Source organism: Criibacterium bergeronii (assembly GCF_001693775.2).
GTDB classification, from domain to species: domain Bacteria; phylum Bacillota; class Clostridia; order Peptostreptococcales; family Filifactoraceae; genus Peptoanaerobacter; species Peptoanaerobacter bergeronii.
The window spans coordinates 1-15,834 of the sequence record NZ_MBEW02000016.1; the positions used below are offsets into that span (position 1 = coordinate 1).

General features: G+C 33.2%; 12 protein-coding genes. All 12 read left to right on the forward strand.

Annotated features, from left to right (window positions below):
- A partial coding sequence (locus BBG48_RS07315; RefSeq protein ID WP_319946258.1) for an ABC transporter substrate-binding protein occupies positions 1–992 on the forward strand: 992 nt, incomplete at its 5' end.
- 11 nt (positions 993–1,003) lie between these two features.
- On the forward strand, positions 1,004–1,186 hold the full coding sequence (locus tag BBG48_RS10900; RefSeq protein ID WP_147292836.1) for a hypothetical protein: 183 nt from the start codon (positions 1,004–1,006) through the stop codon (positions 1,184–1,186).
- 47 nt (positions 1,187–1,233) lie between these two features.
- A complete protein-coding gene (locus BBG48_RS07320; RefSeq protein WP_068913114.1) occupies positions 1,234–1,467 on the forward strand; it encodes a hypothetical protein in 234 nt (77 codons plus the stop codon).
- A 230-nt stretch (positions 1,468–1,697) separates the two neighbouring features.
- The gene (locus BBG48_RS07325; protein WP_068913116.1) at positions 1,698–3,737 is read left to right on the forward strand and encodes a methyl-accepting chemotaxis protein; all 2,040 of its coding nucleotides are present in this window, start codon (positions 1,698–1,700) and stop codon (positions 3,735–3,737) included.
- 176 nt (positions 3,738–3,913) lie between these two features.
- Complete coding sequence (locus BBG48_RS07330; RefSeq protein ID WP_068913118.1) at positions 3,914–6,238, forward strand: glycogen/starch/alpha-glucan phosphorylase; 2,325 nt, start codon at positions 3,914–3,916, stop codon at positions 6,236–6,238.
- A gap of 117 nt (positions 6,239–6,355) precedes the next feature.
- Positions 6,356–6,712, forward strand: a complete 357-nt coding sequence (locus BBG48_RS07335) for an Asp23/Gls24 family envelope stress response protein (protein ID WP_068913120.1) — start codon at positions 6,356–6,358, stop codon at positions 6,710–6,712.
- A gap of 19 nt (positions 6,713–6,731) precedes the next feature.
- Positions 6,732–8,405, forward strand: coding sequence for a DAK2 domain-containing protein (locus BBG48_RS07340; RefSeq protein WP_068913123.1), 1,674 nt, complete (start codon positions 6,732–6,734; stop codon positions 8,403–8,405).
- Between the two features lie 152 nt (positions 8,406–8,557).
- Complete coding sequence (locus tag BBG48_RS07345; RefSeq protein WP_068913125.1) at positions 8,558–9,070, forward strand: SEC-C metal-binding domain-containing protein; 513 nt, start codon at positions 8,558–8,560, stop codon at positions 9,068–9,070.
- Between the two features lie 102 nt (positions 9,071–9,172).
- Positions 9,173–10,312: a 30S ribosomal protein S1 gene (locus BBG48_RS07350; RefSeq protein ID WP_243446766.1), complete on the forward strand. Its 1,140-nt coding sequence runs from the start codon at positions 9,173–9,175 to the stop codon at positions 10,310–10,312.
- A gap of 45 nt (positions 10,313–10,357) precedes the next feature.
- Positions 10,358–11,152 (forward strand): CheR family methyltransferase, encoded by a 795-nt coding sequence (locus BBG48_RS07355; RefSeq protein WP_068913127.1) that lies wholly within the window; start codon positions 10,358–10,360, stop codon positions 11,150–11,152.
- 102 nt (positions 11,153–11,254) lie between these two features.
- Positions 11,255–12,646: a hemolysin family protein gene (locus BBG48_RS07360; RefSeq protein ID WP_068913129.1), complete on the forward strand. Its 1,392-nt coding sequence runs from the start codon at positions 11,255–11,257 to the stop codon at positions 12,644–12,646.
- Positions 12,647–12,942: 296 nt separating this feature from the next.
- Positions 12,943–15,531, forward strand: a complete 2,589-nt coding sequence (gene clpB / locus BBG48_RS07365) for an ATP-dependent chaperone ClpB (RefSeq protein ID WP_068913130.1) — start codon at positions 12,943–12,945, stop codon at positions 15,529–15,531.
- The last annotated feature ends 303 nt before the right edge of the window (positions 15,532–15,834 follow it).

The window sequence follows — 15,834 nt, forward strand, 5'->3', positions numbered from 1 at the left end:
TGGAGGATTTAAAAATGAAAAAATCACTAATAGCATTACTACTTTCATCAGTAGCCTTACTGTCAGCTTGCTCAGCATCAGGAGAAACAAAAACAGACCTTGAAAAATCAACTACAAATAAAAAATTAAAAATAGGAATAACACAAATAGCTGAACACCCATCCCTTGACATGGTAAGAAAAGGCTTTGAAGAAAAACTAAAAGCTGATGGAGTAGATGCTCAAATTATTTACCAAAGTGCACAAGGCGACCTTTCTGTAGCTAATACCATCGCACAAAGCTTTGTAGATAAAAAAGTAGATTTAATCTTTGCTATATCCACACCATCTGCTCAAGCGGCAAAAAATGTCACTAGTGATATACCAATAGTATTTGCAGCAGTAACAGACCCTGAGCAATCCGATTTAAAAGCAGAAAATATCACCGGTACATCAGATAAAGCACCGGTAAAATCCCAGTTAGAACTATTTAACAAGCTTGACCCAAGCATAAAAAAAGTCGGTATAGTTTACTCTACTAGCGAAACAAACTCACAAATACAAGTAAAAGAGGCTAAAAAATATGCCACTGAGCTAGGACTGGAAATAGTAGATGTAGGTGTAAATAATATAAATGACTTACCACAAGGTATAGATGCAATGCTTGGAAAGTCCGATGCAGTATACATGATTACAGATAACCTAGTATCAAGCTCACTAGAATTACTTGCATCAAAAACAAATTCAGCAAAAAAAATCCTAGTTAGTGCAGGTTTATTTGATGACTCCGATGCAGCAAAAAGCATTATGCTTGCAAATGGGGTTTCTTACAAAAGTTTTGGAGAAAAATCAGCCCAAATGGCAGAACAAATCCTACTTCAAAATGTAAAACCATCAACAATCCCATTTTTCTATGCTGAAAAAGGCGAAAATTTTGTTAGTATGGACGTAGTAAAACAAATTGGACTTGATGAAAATAACGAAATTATAAAAAATGCACAAAAACTAAACTAATACTAAACCCCATGCCTTGTGACACTACTATTATAGTATCAAACGAAGTGGCAAATGGTGTCGGCAAAACAAAAGAAGAACAGGATTTAATTTTATCTCAGATTTTGCCTAAGATGTTGGTTCCCGGATTTATAACCGTTTCAATCGGTTCAGTTGTCCTTGCAGGAATAATGGCACCTATGATACTTAAATAATTTTTCTAAATAATCATAAATATTTTTATAATTTAGCAGGGGATAAAATGGATATTAAACAATCTTTAAATAATTCAGAAAAATATATAATAGACATGAGGCGTCACTTCCACGCTCATCCTGAACCATCATTCAAAGAATTTGAGACTACTAAAAAAATAGCTGAAGAACTTGAAAAAATGGGCATAGAATATGAAATACCTCAAGAAGAGCCAAAAACAGGGGTAATTGGACACATAACTAAAAAATGGTGCAGGTGTATATGCTCAATATGCAATTAACGCACTTAAATAATTTTATACTTATCTAATTATCTTTTAGACTTAAAAAATAATATTGATTTTTCTTTTTGCAAAAATGCACCCCCACTTTATCCCCTTTAAAAGTGGAAAATGTTTGTGAAACAGAAAATGTTTGGAAAAAATATAAAAATTACTTGTCTTTTATTTTTTTTAATATTATAATAATTCCTAAGCACTAATGTGTGAAAAAATAAACTTGAGGTGATTAGATGGAAAAAGAAATAAAAGTTACGACTAAAAAATCAAATTCATTAAAAAGACCAATGGTTTTAGGTTTAGGCACAGCATTTACATTAAGTATCCTAGTGCTCATGGGCATAGCCTATTTCTTTTCAAGAGATGCCTTTAAGCAACAAGTAATGAGCGATATGATTACTACCACTCAGCAATCTGCTCAGGTCATAGACTCTCAAGTACGCATCATAGAAAGCTCTGTTACAGAGCTGGCAAACGCAGATATATTGACAGATCCTGCATTTACCTTTGAGGAAAGAGTAAAGTTTTATCAGTCTCGTGCTGAAGAGCTAGGCTTTGACATATTTTTCTTCACAGATAAAAGCGGTATGTGTACAAATCTGACACCTACAGCAGACAAACTTGACGTTGCCGATACAGACTATTACAAGGCAGCAATACAAGGCGAAGTATTTACTACAAATATAATAGAGGACAAGCTGACCGGCAAACAAGTAATAATAACCGCAGCACCATACTATATAGACGGCCAAATAGCAGGTATATTTGCCGGCATAAAAAACACTTCATTTTTGAATGATTTATGCAAGTCATTCAAGTGGGGAAAAAGTGGAATAATCGCCCTCTACGATACAAACACCACTACTGTAATAGGACATACAAACCCTGAAATAGCACAAAGCGGTCTAAATATACTCAAAAAGGCAAAAGAGGACAGCTCTTATAAAGAAGTAGCAGATTTCTTTGAAACTAAAGTTTCAAAGTCAGAAATGGGAGCAGGAGAATATTTCTTTCATGGCTCTACAAAATTTTCAGGATTTTTCAATATCAAAGATAGAGGCATGACAGTCTTGATATCTATTGACCAAGACGAAATTTTAGCACCATTATACAATATGATAAAAATACTTATAATAGTAGCACTAATAGCACTTGTTATAGTAGATTTAATAGTATACAAGGCAGCATCACTTATCGCCCGCGGTATAGGCAATCTTGAAAAAGACATCAAAAAAATAGCTCAGCTAGACTTAATCTCAAAATCAGAAAAAGACTATTCAAAGAGAACCGATGAAGTCGGTAGAATTTATGACTCTATAGTAGATATGAGGACTAATATAGCCGGCATAAGCCACACTATAAAAAATGCTACTACAAATTTGGCTACTGCGATAGAAAATATCACAGGTAGAGCACAACAGGCATCAAACATAACATCTCAGATGGCGTCCAGCGTAGACGAAATAGCACAAGGTGCAACCTCACAGGCACAAGAAAGTCAAACGGCAGTAGAAAACGTAGAAAGCACATCTCAATCATTAGACACTATGCACGACTCAATAGATGGATTAATAGAGTCTATAAGACAAATAGATGCAAAGAAAAATGAAGGACAAGTATCACTAGACGAATTGTTACAATATACAAATCAAACAAAGGCCTCTGCTCAAGAAGTATCACAAATAATAAACGATACAAACCAATCAGCAGAGCAAATATCAAAAGCCAGTGAAATGATACAATCTATATCAGACCAAACAAATCTATTAGCACTAAATGCAGCAATAGAGGCAGCAAGAGCCGGTGAGGCAGGCAAAGGCTTTGCCGTAGTTGCAGAAGAAATCAGAAAATTAGCTGAGCAATCAGCAGGCTTTACTGACGAGATAAGAGGAGTAATAGACACATTAAAGCAAAAGACTGCAAGTGCAGTTGATACTATGGTAAAAGTCGCTGAAATAGTAAATATTCAGGATGCAAAATCACAAGACGCTATGCAAAAATTCTCAGAAATCGCAGACGCAATAACCAAGAGTAAATCCACTATCGACAGTGTAAATGATGCCTCAAATGTAGTATCCGATGCAAACAAAAACATATCATCAGTGATACAAAATCTATCAGCACTATCAGAGGAAAATGCAGCAGCTACACAGGAGATATCTGCATCTACACAAGAACAGGCATCTACATTTGAGCAGATAGTAGACGAGACAGAGTCACTGAAAGAATTGTCACAAGACTTAGAAAACACAGTAAACAAAATACAAGTATAATCACTAACTAGCTATCACAAAATGCAAACCTTGTATTTAAATTAGACTTATCCCGACTTACTTTATAAATAAAAAATAAATTAAACCCAATTATTTAAAAATTAAATACTTGGGTTTAATTTTTTATGGTAAAATATATTATAATAATTTAAGTAAAATATAAAGAGGAGCCGCCCATGATTAATAATTTAAACCAATTGAGCGAAAAAATTTATAATACTGATTTTAAATCATTAGATAATGAACAAATATATAAAGTGTTAAGCGAATTATCAAACCAAATGCTACTACAAAGAAAGCAAAACTCAAAAGATAAAAGAAAATTATATTACTTATCAGCAGAGTTTTTAATAGGCAAATTACTTAAAAATAACTTAGAAAATTTAGGAATTAGAGACGAAATAGAAAAAATCCTATTAGAAAATGGAAAAACCTTAGCTCAAATAGAAGCTGTAGAACCTGAGCCATCCTTAGGTAATGGCGGTCTTGGCAGACTTGCCAGCTGTTTCCTAGACTCACTTACATCACTGGACTTAAAAGGTGATGGTGTAGGAATAAATTACCATTTAGGGTTGTTTAAACAAACCTTTAAAAATAATTCACAACTAGAAATACCAAATCCATGGCTTGAAAAAAGTAACGCCCTTATAAAAACGGACGTAACAAACATAGTAAAATTTGGTGACCTAGAATTAAAAGCCGTTATGTATGATTTACCAATATCAGGCTCAGGGCAAACTTCAAACACCCTACACCTGTTTGATATTGAAACCGCAGATGAATCCATAGTAAAAGATGGCATAAATTTTGATAAAAAAGATATTAAAAAAAATCTTACCCTATTTTTATATCCTGATGATAGTGACCTTGACGGCAGACACCTTAGAATATATCAACAATACTTTATGGTCTGCAACGCAGCTTATCTAATCTTAAAAGAGTTACAAGACAACGGACACAGCCTTGATGAACTTGACAAATATGCAGTCGTGCAAATAAACGACACTCACCCATCTATGATAATACCTGAGCTAATCAGACAGCTTACACAAAACGGCATAGCCTTTGAAAGAGCAGTCGAAATAGTGACAAATACTTGTGCATATACAAATCACACCATATTGTTGGAGGCACTTGAAAAATGGCCATATGAAAGCCTAAAGCAGATTGTACCTCAGCTAATTCCTATAATAAATAAATTAAACGAAATAATAACAGAAAAATATCCGGAAAATGAAAGCCTTCATATAGTTAGAAACGTTCCGATGAAGTTTAAAAAGGTAAGTAGCATCAACAAACCTTACTATATACTAAAAAATATTAAAATCGTACACATGGCAACCATGGCTATACATTTTTCAAAAAGCACAAACGGTGTAGCTCAGCTCCATACCGATATATTGAAAGAAGATACCTTGAAAGATTTTTATAAAATTTATCCCGAAAAATTTTCCAATAAGACAAACGGGATAAGCTTCAGAAGATTTATGTATTATTCAAATAGACAGCTATCAGATTATATCACCAAATTAATTGGAGATGGATACAAAAAAGACAGCAATAAGTTAAAAGAGCTGATGAAATACATTGACGATGAAAAAGTATTAAATAAATTTGCACAAATAAAAAAAGATGCTAAGATAAATCTCTCAAATTATATAAAAGAAACTGAAAATATTTACCTTGATGACAGCTACATCTTTGACGTACAGATAAAAAGACTGCACGAATACAAAAGACAGCAAATGAATGCACTTTATGTCATAGACACCTATTTAAAAATAAAAAAAGGCATCTACCCTGCCCACCCAATATGCGTAATATTTGGAGCAAAAGCTGCCCCAGCCTACACAATGGCTAAAAACATAATACATTTGATATTATGCCTGCAACAACTGATTGAAAATGATAAAGATGTGCAAAAACACTTAAAAGTCATAATGGTTACCAATTATAATGTAGATTATGCAGAAAAAATTATCCCTGCCGCAGACATATCTGAGCAAATATCCCTTGCATCTAAAGAGGCGTCAGGCACAGGAAATATGAAAATGATGCTCAACGGAGCAGTAACTATTGGCACAATGGATGGAGCAAATGTCGAAATAGCTGAATATGTGGGTAAAGAAAATATATACATCTTCGGCAAATCTGCCCAAGAGGTAATAAAACTATACGAAACAAATGGATATAAGAGCAGTGAAATTTATGAAAACAATCAAGCTGTAAAAGACGCAGTCGACTTTATAATCTCAGACGAATTAAATAAATACGCAGATTTAACCAAGCTTGAGGCATTACACTATGACCTGATAACCAAAGACTGGTTTATGGCACTACTTGATTTGCAAGATTATATAAAGGTTAAAAACAAATTAATCGAAAAATACAATGACCCTATAGCATATAGAAAAATGTCACTTGTAAATATAGCTAATTCCGGATATTTTTCAGCAGATAGAACAATACAGGATTATAACAATGACATTTGGAAATTATAATACTAATTCTAATAGGACTTGTAAATTTGAAAATAATAAAGTATACTAATAATTAAAAATTAGTGATTTATCATAAATATATCACTTAATTTACCCCTATATATAAAGGAGTGTACAATGTCTGTATCTTACAAAAATCAAATGGGTAATGTTACAATTGACAAAGATGTCATAAAAAAAATAGCCAGTTATGCCACTAAAGAGTCCTATGGCTTAGTAGGCATGGCATCAAAAGATAAAAAAACAGGTATAGTAGAGCTACTTAACTTTTTGGACTCCAGTAAAGGCGTAAATATCGAAATACAAGACGGCTTGGTTTACGTTGAGCTATTCGTTATAGTACAATATGGAGTAAAAGTTTCAGTAGTCGCTGACAATTTAATAGAAAAAGTTAAATATGACATAGAAAATCAAACAGACTTAAAAGTCAAAAAAGTGACAGTAAATGTACAAGGCGTGAAAGTATCAAAATAAACAATAAGGAGCAGATTGGATGCAAACTATCAAACCCGCAATGCTCAAAGATATGTTCATCGGAGGAGCAGATAATCTAATAAATAATAAGGAGTATGTAGATAGACTCAATGTCTTTCCGGTCCCTGACGGTGATACAGGTACAAATATGTCACTGACATTGAAATCTGCAATCGAAGAGCTAAAAAATATAAATGACGCAGATATGACTAAAATAGGAGAGGCTGTAAAAAAAGGTTCATTGATGGGAGCAAGAGGAAACTCAGGCGTCATACTATCACAAATACTCAGAGGATTTGCCAGATATATCGATGATAAACAAGAGCTTGGTATTAAAGATTTTGCTTACGCCTTAGACTCTTCTACAAAAGTAGCTTATAAAGCAGTAATCAAACCGGTCGAAGGTACAATCCTTACCGTTATAAGAGAAACAGCAGAATTTGCTACCGGTTCATACAATAATTATGATAACTTTAACATTTTCTTTGACGATATTATAGTAGCAGCAAATACCAGCCTAAAAAATACGCCAAATCTATTAAAAGAGTTAAAACAAGCAAATGTTGTAGACTCAGGCGGACAAGGCTTTGTATTTTTCTTAGAAGGAATGATTAAAACTTTTAAAGGTGAAAAATTAATCATTCACGCTGATAAAACCTTGACCAACGAACACAGTGCAATAAATCAGCAAGACAGATTATTTGAAGAGGACATTCATATCTTTGATGAGATGCCTGAATTTGGATACTGTACTGAATTTATGCTAAAATCCGACAAAATTACTCCACAAGGTTTACAAGAAAAAATACAAGACCTTGGTAATTCACTAATAGTAGTTGGAGCGGATGACATTATAAAAATCCATATTCACTCAAACAACCCCGGTCATGTACTAGAAATCGCTGGTAGCTACGGAGAGCTAGACAGACTAAAAATCGAAAATATGAGACTTGAATTTACCGATAGACTTGCTCAAAATAAACAAGCTCAAGGCAAAACTGACGAAGTCCAAACAAAAAAAGAAAAAGAAAACCAAAAATCCTTTGCAATAATAAGCGTTGCTACAGGAGACGGCATCACAAATATTATGGAAGAATCCGGAGTAGACTACGTCATCGAAGGCGGTCAGACCATGAACCCTAGCACTCAAGACTTCCTGAACGCAATTAATGCACTAAAAGAAACTGACATAATCATAATGCCAAATAACTCCAACATTATAATGGCAGCTGAGCAGGCTCAGGAAATGAGTGAAAAAAACGTAAAAGTGCTTAGAACCAAAGAAATACCTCAAGCAATAGAGGCTCTTATATCAATGGACTTTTTCGGCAGCTTTGATGAAAACGTCCAAAAAATGTCAGATGCACTTGACAATGTAAAAAGCGGTCAAGTTACCTTTGCAGTTAGAGATACCGAGCAAGATGGTCTTACAATAAAAAAAGACGATATAATCGGTCTTTCAGGCAAAAAAATACTAGCTAGCGAAAAAACTATCAATGCTGCTGTAAAAAAACTATTGGATAACATGGTCGATGAAGACAGCGAGCTTGTGACAGTATATTACGGCAAAGATGTAAATGGCAAAGATAGCAAAGCTCTTAACGATGAGCTTGCAAAGCTTTATCCTGATCTAGAAATAGATTTTTTCTACGGTGGACAGCCTGTCTATTATTATATAATAAGTGTAGAATAAATTTAGATAATTAATTTAAATTTGGGTATATTAATTATTAAATATAAATATTTAAATTTGCATATTATATAAAAAAATATTTGAAAAAAAGCTATTAGTATAGTACAATATAGTTTATTGTAGAAATCATAATCAAAGGAGATTAACGTTTAATGGCAAGTATGTACAAACAGTGGTCAAAAAAAGCTTATGAAATAACCACACAGCAAGAATACGACACATTTTGGAATTGGTATCTACCAATAGAAAAAGATATTTACGAAAAAATACTAAAGAATAAGGACAAAGTATTTGAAGGTACGCTAAAATCCTTAGCAGAAGAATTTAAAGTAGAGCCACTTACTATGATTGGATTTATTGACGGTATAAATTCAAGTCTTAAAGAAAAATATGATATGGAAAGCTTGGATGAAGATACTCAAATCAAATTTGATATTGATTTTGAAAAACTTTATTACAATATGCAAGAGGCTACAGCTGAATGGTTATATACGCTACCTGAATGGGAAGACATCCTAACTCAGGAAAAAAGAGACGAAATAACTAAAGAATACAAAAAAAGTAAGATTGTAGTCCATAAAGAGCCAAAAATAGGCAGAAATGATCCTTGCCCTTGTGGTAGCGGTCTTAAATATAAAAAGTGTCATGGCAAGGACGCTCTATAAGGTTTAAAAATATAAAGACATATTATCAACTTAAAGTCCAAAACAAACCCTGTACTTTAATTGAAATTTAATAATATGTTCAATAACAAGGAGAATTTAATTATGATGGAATTTAACGAAACTAACGACATGAGTGAAATGGAGAAATTACTCCAAGAAGAAGAAAACAACTATCAAGAAATCTACAAAGGCACAGTCATTGAAGGAAAAGTTTTAATTGAAAAAGACGACGCTTTCTATGTAGACCTAAAATATAAAACTGACGGCGTATTACCAAAATCAGAAGTGTTTGATGATGAAAACATTAAAGTTGGTGATACTATCAAGGTTTATGTTACAAAGGTAGATAAAAACAACGGCGAAGTATTACTTTCAAAGAGAAGAGTAGACGAAATCAGCTCTTGGGAAGAAATCAAGAAAGGTGATATAATCACTGTTACAGCATCTGATATCAACAACAAAGGTATCATTGCAGATTACAAATCAAGCATCAGAGGCTTTATACCTCTAGGTCATATCGAATTAAGATACATCGGTACTGACATTGCTCAAGGTTACCTTGGCAAAGATTTTGAAGTAGAAGTATTAGACGTTGACCCTAAAAAGAGAAGATTGATACTTTCTAGAAAAGCTATACTTCAAAAAGCTCAAGAAGAAAAATTCAAAGAAATATCTGATAAGATTGAAGAGGGTAAAATATTTACAGGTATAATAAGAGACATCAAAGATTACGGTCTATTTGTAGATATCGGTGGCATAGTTGGACTTGTTCACATCAGTGAAGTTTCTTATGACAGAAATATAAAAATTCATCAAGCCTTCCATATTGATGATAAAATTCAAGTAAAAGTTATAAACTACGACCCTGAAGGCAACAATCGTCTTTCTCTTTCTATAAAAGCATTATCAGGTCACCCATGGGATGAATTCTCTAGTACCCACAATGTTGGCGATGTAGTGGAAGGCGAAGTTAAAAACATCAAAGATTACGGTGTATTTGTAAACTTAGCGCCAGTAGTTGATGGTTTTGTGCACATATCCAACTTATCTCAAGACTTTATCAAAAACCCTAAGGATATCCTAAAGGTTGGAGACAAAGTTGAAGTTAAGATAATCGGCATCAACCAAGAAGAAAAGAAAATTGAGCTTTCAATGTTGTTTGGCGAAAATGCTCCTGCCGAAGATGGCGAGCAAAAACCTGCCGAAGCTGAAGATGCTAAACAGGAAGATACTGAAAACTAATATATACAAATAATATTATTATTTGCTTGATATAAGGAGATAGACGTGGCTGACGATTACGAATTATTCAAGGAAAAAACCTTTAAAAAGACTGGTATTAACCTTTCTTCTTATAAAGAAAAACAAATGAAAAGACGTATTTTTTCTTTAGCAAATAGAAATGGGTATAACGACTTTTTAAGCTACTTCGACCTTATAGATAAGGATAAGGACAAATTCAATGAATTTATTAATTTTCTAACTATAAACGTTTCGGAATTCTACAGAAATCCTGAACAATGGAAAATCGTCGAAGAAAAATTATTCCCTGCTCTATTAAAAAAGACTTCCTCCATTAAGATATGGAGTGCAGCTTGCTCCACTGGTGAAGAGCCTTATACCATGGTAATGATATTATCAGGTTTAATGGATTTAAACAAAATCTCTATTGAGGCTACTGATATAGACGATGGTGCTATGGCTAAGGCTAAGGAGGGAATATATAACCTTAACAGTCTTAAAAATGTGCCCCCACAGTACAAAGAAAAATATTTTACCAAATTAGGTCCAAACAGTTTCCAAATTTCTGATAAAATTAGAAACAGAGTAAACTTCAAGAAACATAACTTACTCAAAGACCCATATATATCAAATTGTGATTTGATAGTTTGCCGAAACGTAATGATTTATTTTACGGATGAGGCAAAGGATGAAATATATCAAAAATTTTCTAACTCTTTAAAGCCTGATGGAGTTTTATTTGTTGGTGCTACTGAACAGATTATTACTCCTGCCAACTTTGGACTAAAGAGTTTAAGAACTTTTTTCTACGGAAAAGAGAATAATACTTTAGCACTTTAACTATTTCGAGCACTCAGTCAATCCTTTATTAGATTATATACTGAGTGCTCTATTAATAATATTTACTATTTTAATTACATTTATTAAGGAGAAAATTTATTTATGTCTGACTTGGATATTCCCGCCCCTTGGTTACAGGTAGTATTACTTTTTGTAATTCTTATTATTTATGCTTTTTGTTCAGCTATTGAAGTATCAGTGATGTATATCAAGAAAATTAGCGGAAATAACATTCATAATAATGAAACCAATCCCAAGATAAACAAAATTATAGCAAATGCTTACTACTTAAAAGCGTTGCAATTTTTAAAAGTGTTGATAATAATTTTTGCAAGCTTTGACATCTCACTGTACATCATGCCATATTTTTTTCAGGGACTATATAGCAACTTAGAAATTTCAAATTTAACAGCCATACTAAAATTTTCTCAGTTTTTAATATCATTTTTATTCACCTTTTTACTTATTACATTTTGTGACAGCATACCTAAAAAATTAGCTATGATTGCAAAAGAAAAATCTAACTACTTAAAGTATAGATTTATCAATTCACTAGCTTGGCTTTTGATACCGACTATAAGACTCATAAATGGCATAACGGACTTTGTAATGAGCTTTTCCAAGGTTGACGCAAAAGCTTTGGAAGAAAAAGTATCAGAGGAAGAGATAAAAGCCTTGGTCGAAACTGCCAGCGAAAAAGGTGTATTCAATGATTTAGAAAAAAATGTAATAAATTCTATATTTTTGTTCAATGAAATCACAGCAAAAGATATTATGGTATCCAGAAAAGATACATATAAAATTGACATAGATGACCCACTTAAAAGCTATCTTGACGAAGCAATTGCTACAAATTACTCTAGAATACCGGTATACAAGGACGAAATAGATAATATAATAGGCATATTAAATATGAAAAGCGTCCTTGCAGCCGCAAAAAGAGTTGGCTTTGAAAATATAGATATTAAATCATTACTACAAGCACCCTACTTTGTACCTGAAATGAAAAGCCTTGACGAGCTATTTAGCGAAATGCAAAGCAAAAGAAATCACATGGCAATATTAGTAGACGAATACGGCGGCTTTTCGGGTATAGTTACCATAGAGGACTTGATAGAAGAAATAATGGGCGACATCATCGATGAAACTGATGATGATGAAGAAATAGAAATAAAACAGCTCACAGAAAATAGCTATAGAGTATTAGGCAAAACAGAGCTTAGAACGCTCAACAAAGAGCTAGATACAGATTTAGAAAGCGAAAATTGTGACACAATATCCGCCCTACTCATAGAGTCGCTGGGCTATATCCCTACCAAGACACAAAAACCTACAGTTAATATTGGCAATCTTTCATTCCATGTAGATGTGGCAGAGGATAATAGAATAAAAAAACTTACCCTTACTATCTTCCCTAAGCAAGACGAAGAACAAACCAATTCATATTCTCTTGACATGACCAACGAAAATACAAATTCACAAAATTTTAAATGAATTGATGATGTATATTTAAATATACAATAAAAATGTAAATTCAAATTTGAGCCTTTTCTTTAATAAGATAGGCTCTTTTTTTGCTATTAAATAAATTTAGTTATTAAATTTATTATAAAAATTACTAATCTTGATTTAATTTAAAATATAAGGGTAAATAAAAAATATAAAAATTATCACTCTTTACACTTGACTGCTAACAAAATAGTGCTATAATAATATTATAGTTAATTTATAGAAATAATATAACATTAATTAGAAAAACCAACATTAACTCACGATTAAAGGAGGTTAATATGAATACAGATAATTACACACAAAAAACTACAGAGGCAATTATTGCAGCTCAGGACTTGGCACTAAATATGTCTCACCAAGAGGTTGACAGCCTGCATATGCTGATGGCATTACTCACACAAGAAGATGGTATTATACCAAAATTACTTGAGCTTATGAATATTAAGCTTGGCTCATTTATGGCAGATACAAAAGCAGAGCTTGATAAACTGCCTAAGGTTTCAGGCAGCTCGGTAAGCAACGTCTATGCCTCTAGAAGATTTAGCCAAATGCTAAATAATGCAAAAAAACAAGCTGAAAGTTTTAAGGACGAATATTTATCAGTAGAACATTTATTTTTAGCTATGTTTGAAGAAAAAAATACTCCAGTTGCGAATCTGTTTAAAAAATATAACATCACCAAACAAGATTTCATGGAAAAACTTACATCTGTAAGAGGTAACCAAAGAGTAACATCTGAAAATCCGGAGGATACCTACAACGCACTTAAAAAATATGGACGTGACTTAGTTGAGCTTGCACGCTTGGGCAAGATTGACCCGGTTATAGGCAGAGAAGAAGAAATAAGACGTGCTATAAGGATATTGTCAAGACGTACAAAAAATAACCCAGTCCTAATCGGTGAACCGGGTGTAGGTAAGACAGCCGTAGTTGAAGGTCTTGCCATGCGTATAGTAAAAAATGACGTACCTGACTCATTAAAAAATAAGACTATTTTTGCACTGGATATGGGTTCACTTATCGCCGGTGCGAAATATAGAGGTGAATTTGAAGAAAGATTAAAAGCCATATTAAACGAAGTGTCAAAATCCGATGGCAGAATAATTCTTTTCATCGATGAATTACACACAATAGTTGGAGCTGGTAAGACAGAAGGCTCTATGGATGCAGGTAACCTATTAAAACCAATGCTAGCTAGAGGTGAATTACACTGCATAGGTGCAACTACAATCGAAGAATATAGAAAATATATCGAAAAAGACGCAGCCCTAGAAAGAAGATTTCAGCCAATAATGGTTGACGAGCCTAGCGTAGAAGATACTATATCAATCCTTAGAGGAATAAAAGAAAAATTTGAAGTCCATCATGGTGTAAGGATATCAGACTCTGCAATAATCGCATCCGCTGTCCTTTCTAACAAATATCTAAATGACAGATTTTTACCTGACAAAGCCATTGACCTAATGGACGAGGCAGCCGCAATGATAAAAACTCAGATAGACTCACTCCCAACAGACATCGATGATATAGGACGTAAAATAATGCAATTAGAAATAGAAAAAGAGGCTCTTAAAAAAGAAACCGATACAAAATCCATTGCAAGGCTTGCTGATTTGGAAAAAGAGCTTTCCACCTTAAATGAAGAATACAAAGAGAAAAAAGCCAACTGGGATATCGAAAGAAACTCAGTAGACGAAATAAAAAATGTCAAAGAACAAATAGACGATGTAAAAAGACAGATGGAAATAGCCGAAAGAAACTATGACCTTGAAACATTGTCTAGATTAAAATATGGCAAAATGACAGAGCTTGAAAAAAAATTGGAAGAATTGACAAAAATCCAAGAAAATAAAAAAGACAACGCCCTACTAAAACAAGAAGTAACACAAGAAGAAATTGCTCAGATAGTTTCACAATGGACAGGCATACCTGTAAGTAAATTAGTAGAGTCTCAAAGAGATAAACTGCTCAGCCTTGATAAAATACTTCACGAAAGAGTAATAGGACAAGACGAGGCAGTAGAGGCCGTAGCAAATAGCATCTTGCGTGCAAGGTCAGGACTGAAAGACCCTAACAAACCTATCGGCTCATTTATCTTCCTTGGTCCAACAGGAGTAGGTAAAACTCAGCTTGCAAAGACATTAGCTGAAACACTATTTGACAACGAAAAAAATATCGTTCGTATAGATATGTCCGAATATCAGGAAAAACATACCGTATCAAGACTTATAGGAGCACCTCCAGGATATGTAGGCTACGATGAAGGCGGACAACTTACCGAGGCAGTAAGAAGAAAACCATACAGCATAGTGCTTTTTGACGAAATAGAAAAAGCTCACCCTGAAGTATTTAATACCCTATTACAATTACTTGATGATGGCAGATTAACTGACTCAAAAGGCAAAACTGTAAACTTCAAAGATACAGTAATAATAATGACCTCAAACATAGGCTCAGATATACTGCTTAACTGTGTAAAACAAAACTCAAAAGTAACTCAGGCAGCCAAAGAACAAGTAGAACAGATTATGAAACGTTCATTTAAACCTGAATTCTTAAACAGGATAGACGATATAATAATGTTTAACCCTCTTACCAAAGAACAGTTATCCGGCATAATAGACCTATTGTTTAAAGAAATCCAAGAAAGACTTCAAGACAGACAAATCACTATAAACATGACCGATGCTACTAAACAATTTATAGCAGACGAAAGCTATGAACCTGAGCTAGGAGCTAGACCAGTAAAAAGATATCTGCAAAGAAATATCGAAACCCTAATCGGTAAAGAAATAATCAAAGGGACTATCACTGACGGCTCAAACGTAAATCTTGACGTAAAAGATGGCAAAATAGTAATAGCATAATGTTCCCCCTGCAAAAAATCCTAATCATTTAAAAATGATTAGGATTTTTTATTATATAATTTATTAAATTTCAAAATATACTCAAAACTTTATTTAAAATTTATCTTTCAATTTATAAACTATAAACTTACCTAGAGTATAGCACAAAAATATTATGATACAAGATTTAATATTATTACCAATATAGCTTGTTCTAGTAAAATAATTTAACAAACCAAATACAAACAAATAACGTGCCTAGACCTATGAAATAATCTTTGTTAAACATAATATCACCTCTTTATACAACTATATTAGTATAAG

Excerpts from the sequence above, each read along its gene's own strand:
- BBG48_RS10900 (WP_147292836.1), top strand. The coding sequence starts at position 1,004 with ATGCCTTGTGACACTACTATTATAGTATCAAACGAAGTGGCAAATGGT.
- BBG48_RS07320 (WP_068913114.1), top strand. The coding sequence starts at position 1,234 with ATGGATATTAAACAATCTTTAAATAATTCAGAAAAATATATAATAGAC.
- BBG48_RS07325 (WP_068913116.1), top strand. The coding sequence starts at position 1,698 with ATGGAAAAAGAAATAAAAGTTACGACTAAAAAATCAAATTCATTAAAA.
- BBG48_RS07330 (WP_068913118.1), top strand. The coding sequence starts at position 3,914 with ATGATTAATAATTTAAACCAATTGAGCGAAAAAATTTATAATACTGAT.
- BBG48_RS07335 (WP_068913120.1), top strand. The coding sequence starts at position 6,356 with ATGTCTGTATCTTACAAAAATCAAATGGGTAATGTTACAATTGACAAA.
- BBG48_RS07340 (WP_068913123.1), top strand. The coding sequence starts at position 6,732 with ATGCAAACTATCAAACCCGCAATGCTCAAAGATATGTTCATCGGAGGA.
- BBG48_RS07345 (WP_068913125.1), top strand. The coding sequence starts at position 8,558 with ATGGCAAGTATGTACAAACAGTGGTCAAAAAAAGCTTATGAAATAACC.
- BBG48_RS07350 (WP_243446766.1), top strand. The coding sequence starts at position 9,173 with ATGATGGAATTTAACGAAACTAACGACATGAGTGAAATGGAGAAATTA.
- BBG48_RS07360 (WP_068913129.1), top strand. The coding sequence starts at position 11,255 with ATGTCTGACTTGGATATTCCCGCCCCTTGGTTACAGGTAGTATTACTT.
- clpB (WP_068913130.1), top strand. The coding sequence starts at position 12,943 with ATGAATACAGATAATTACACACAAAAAACTACAGAGGCAATTATTGCA.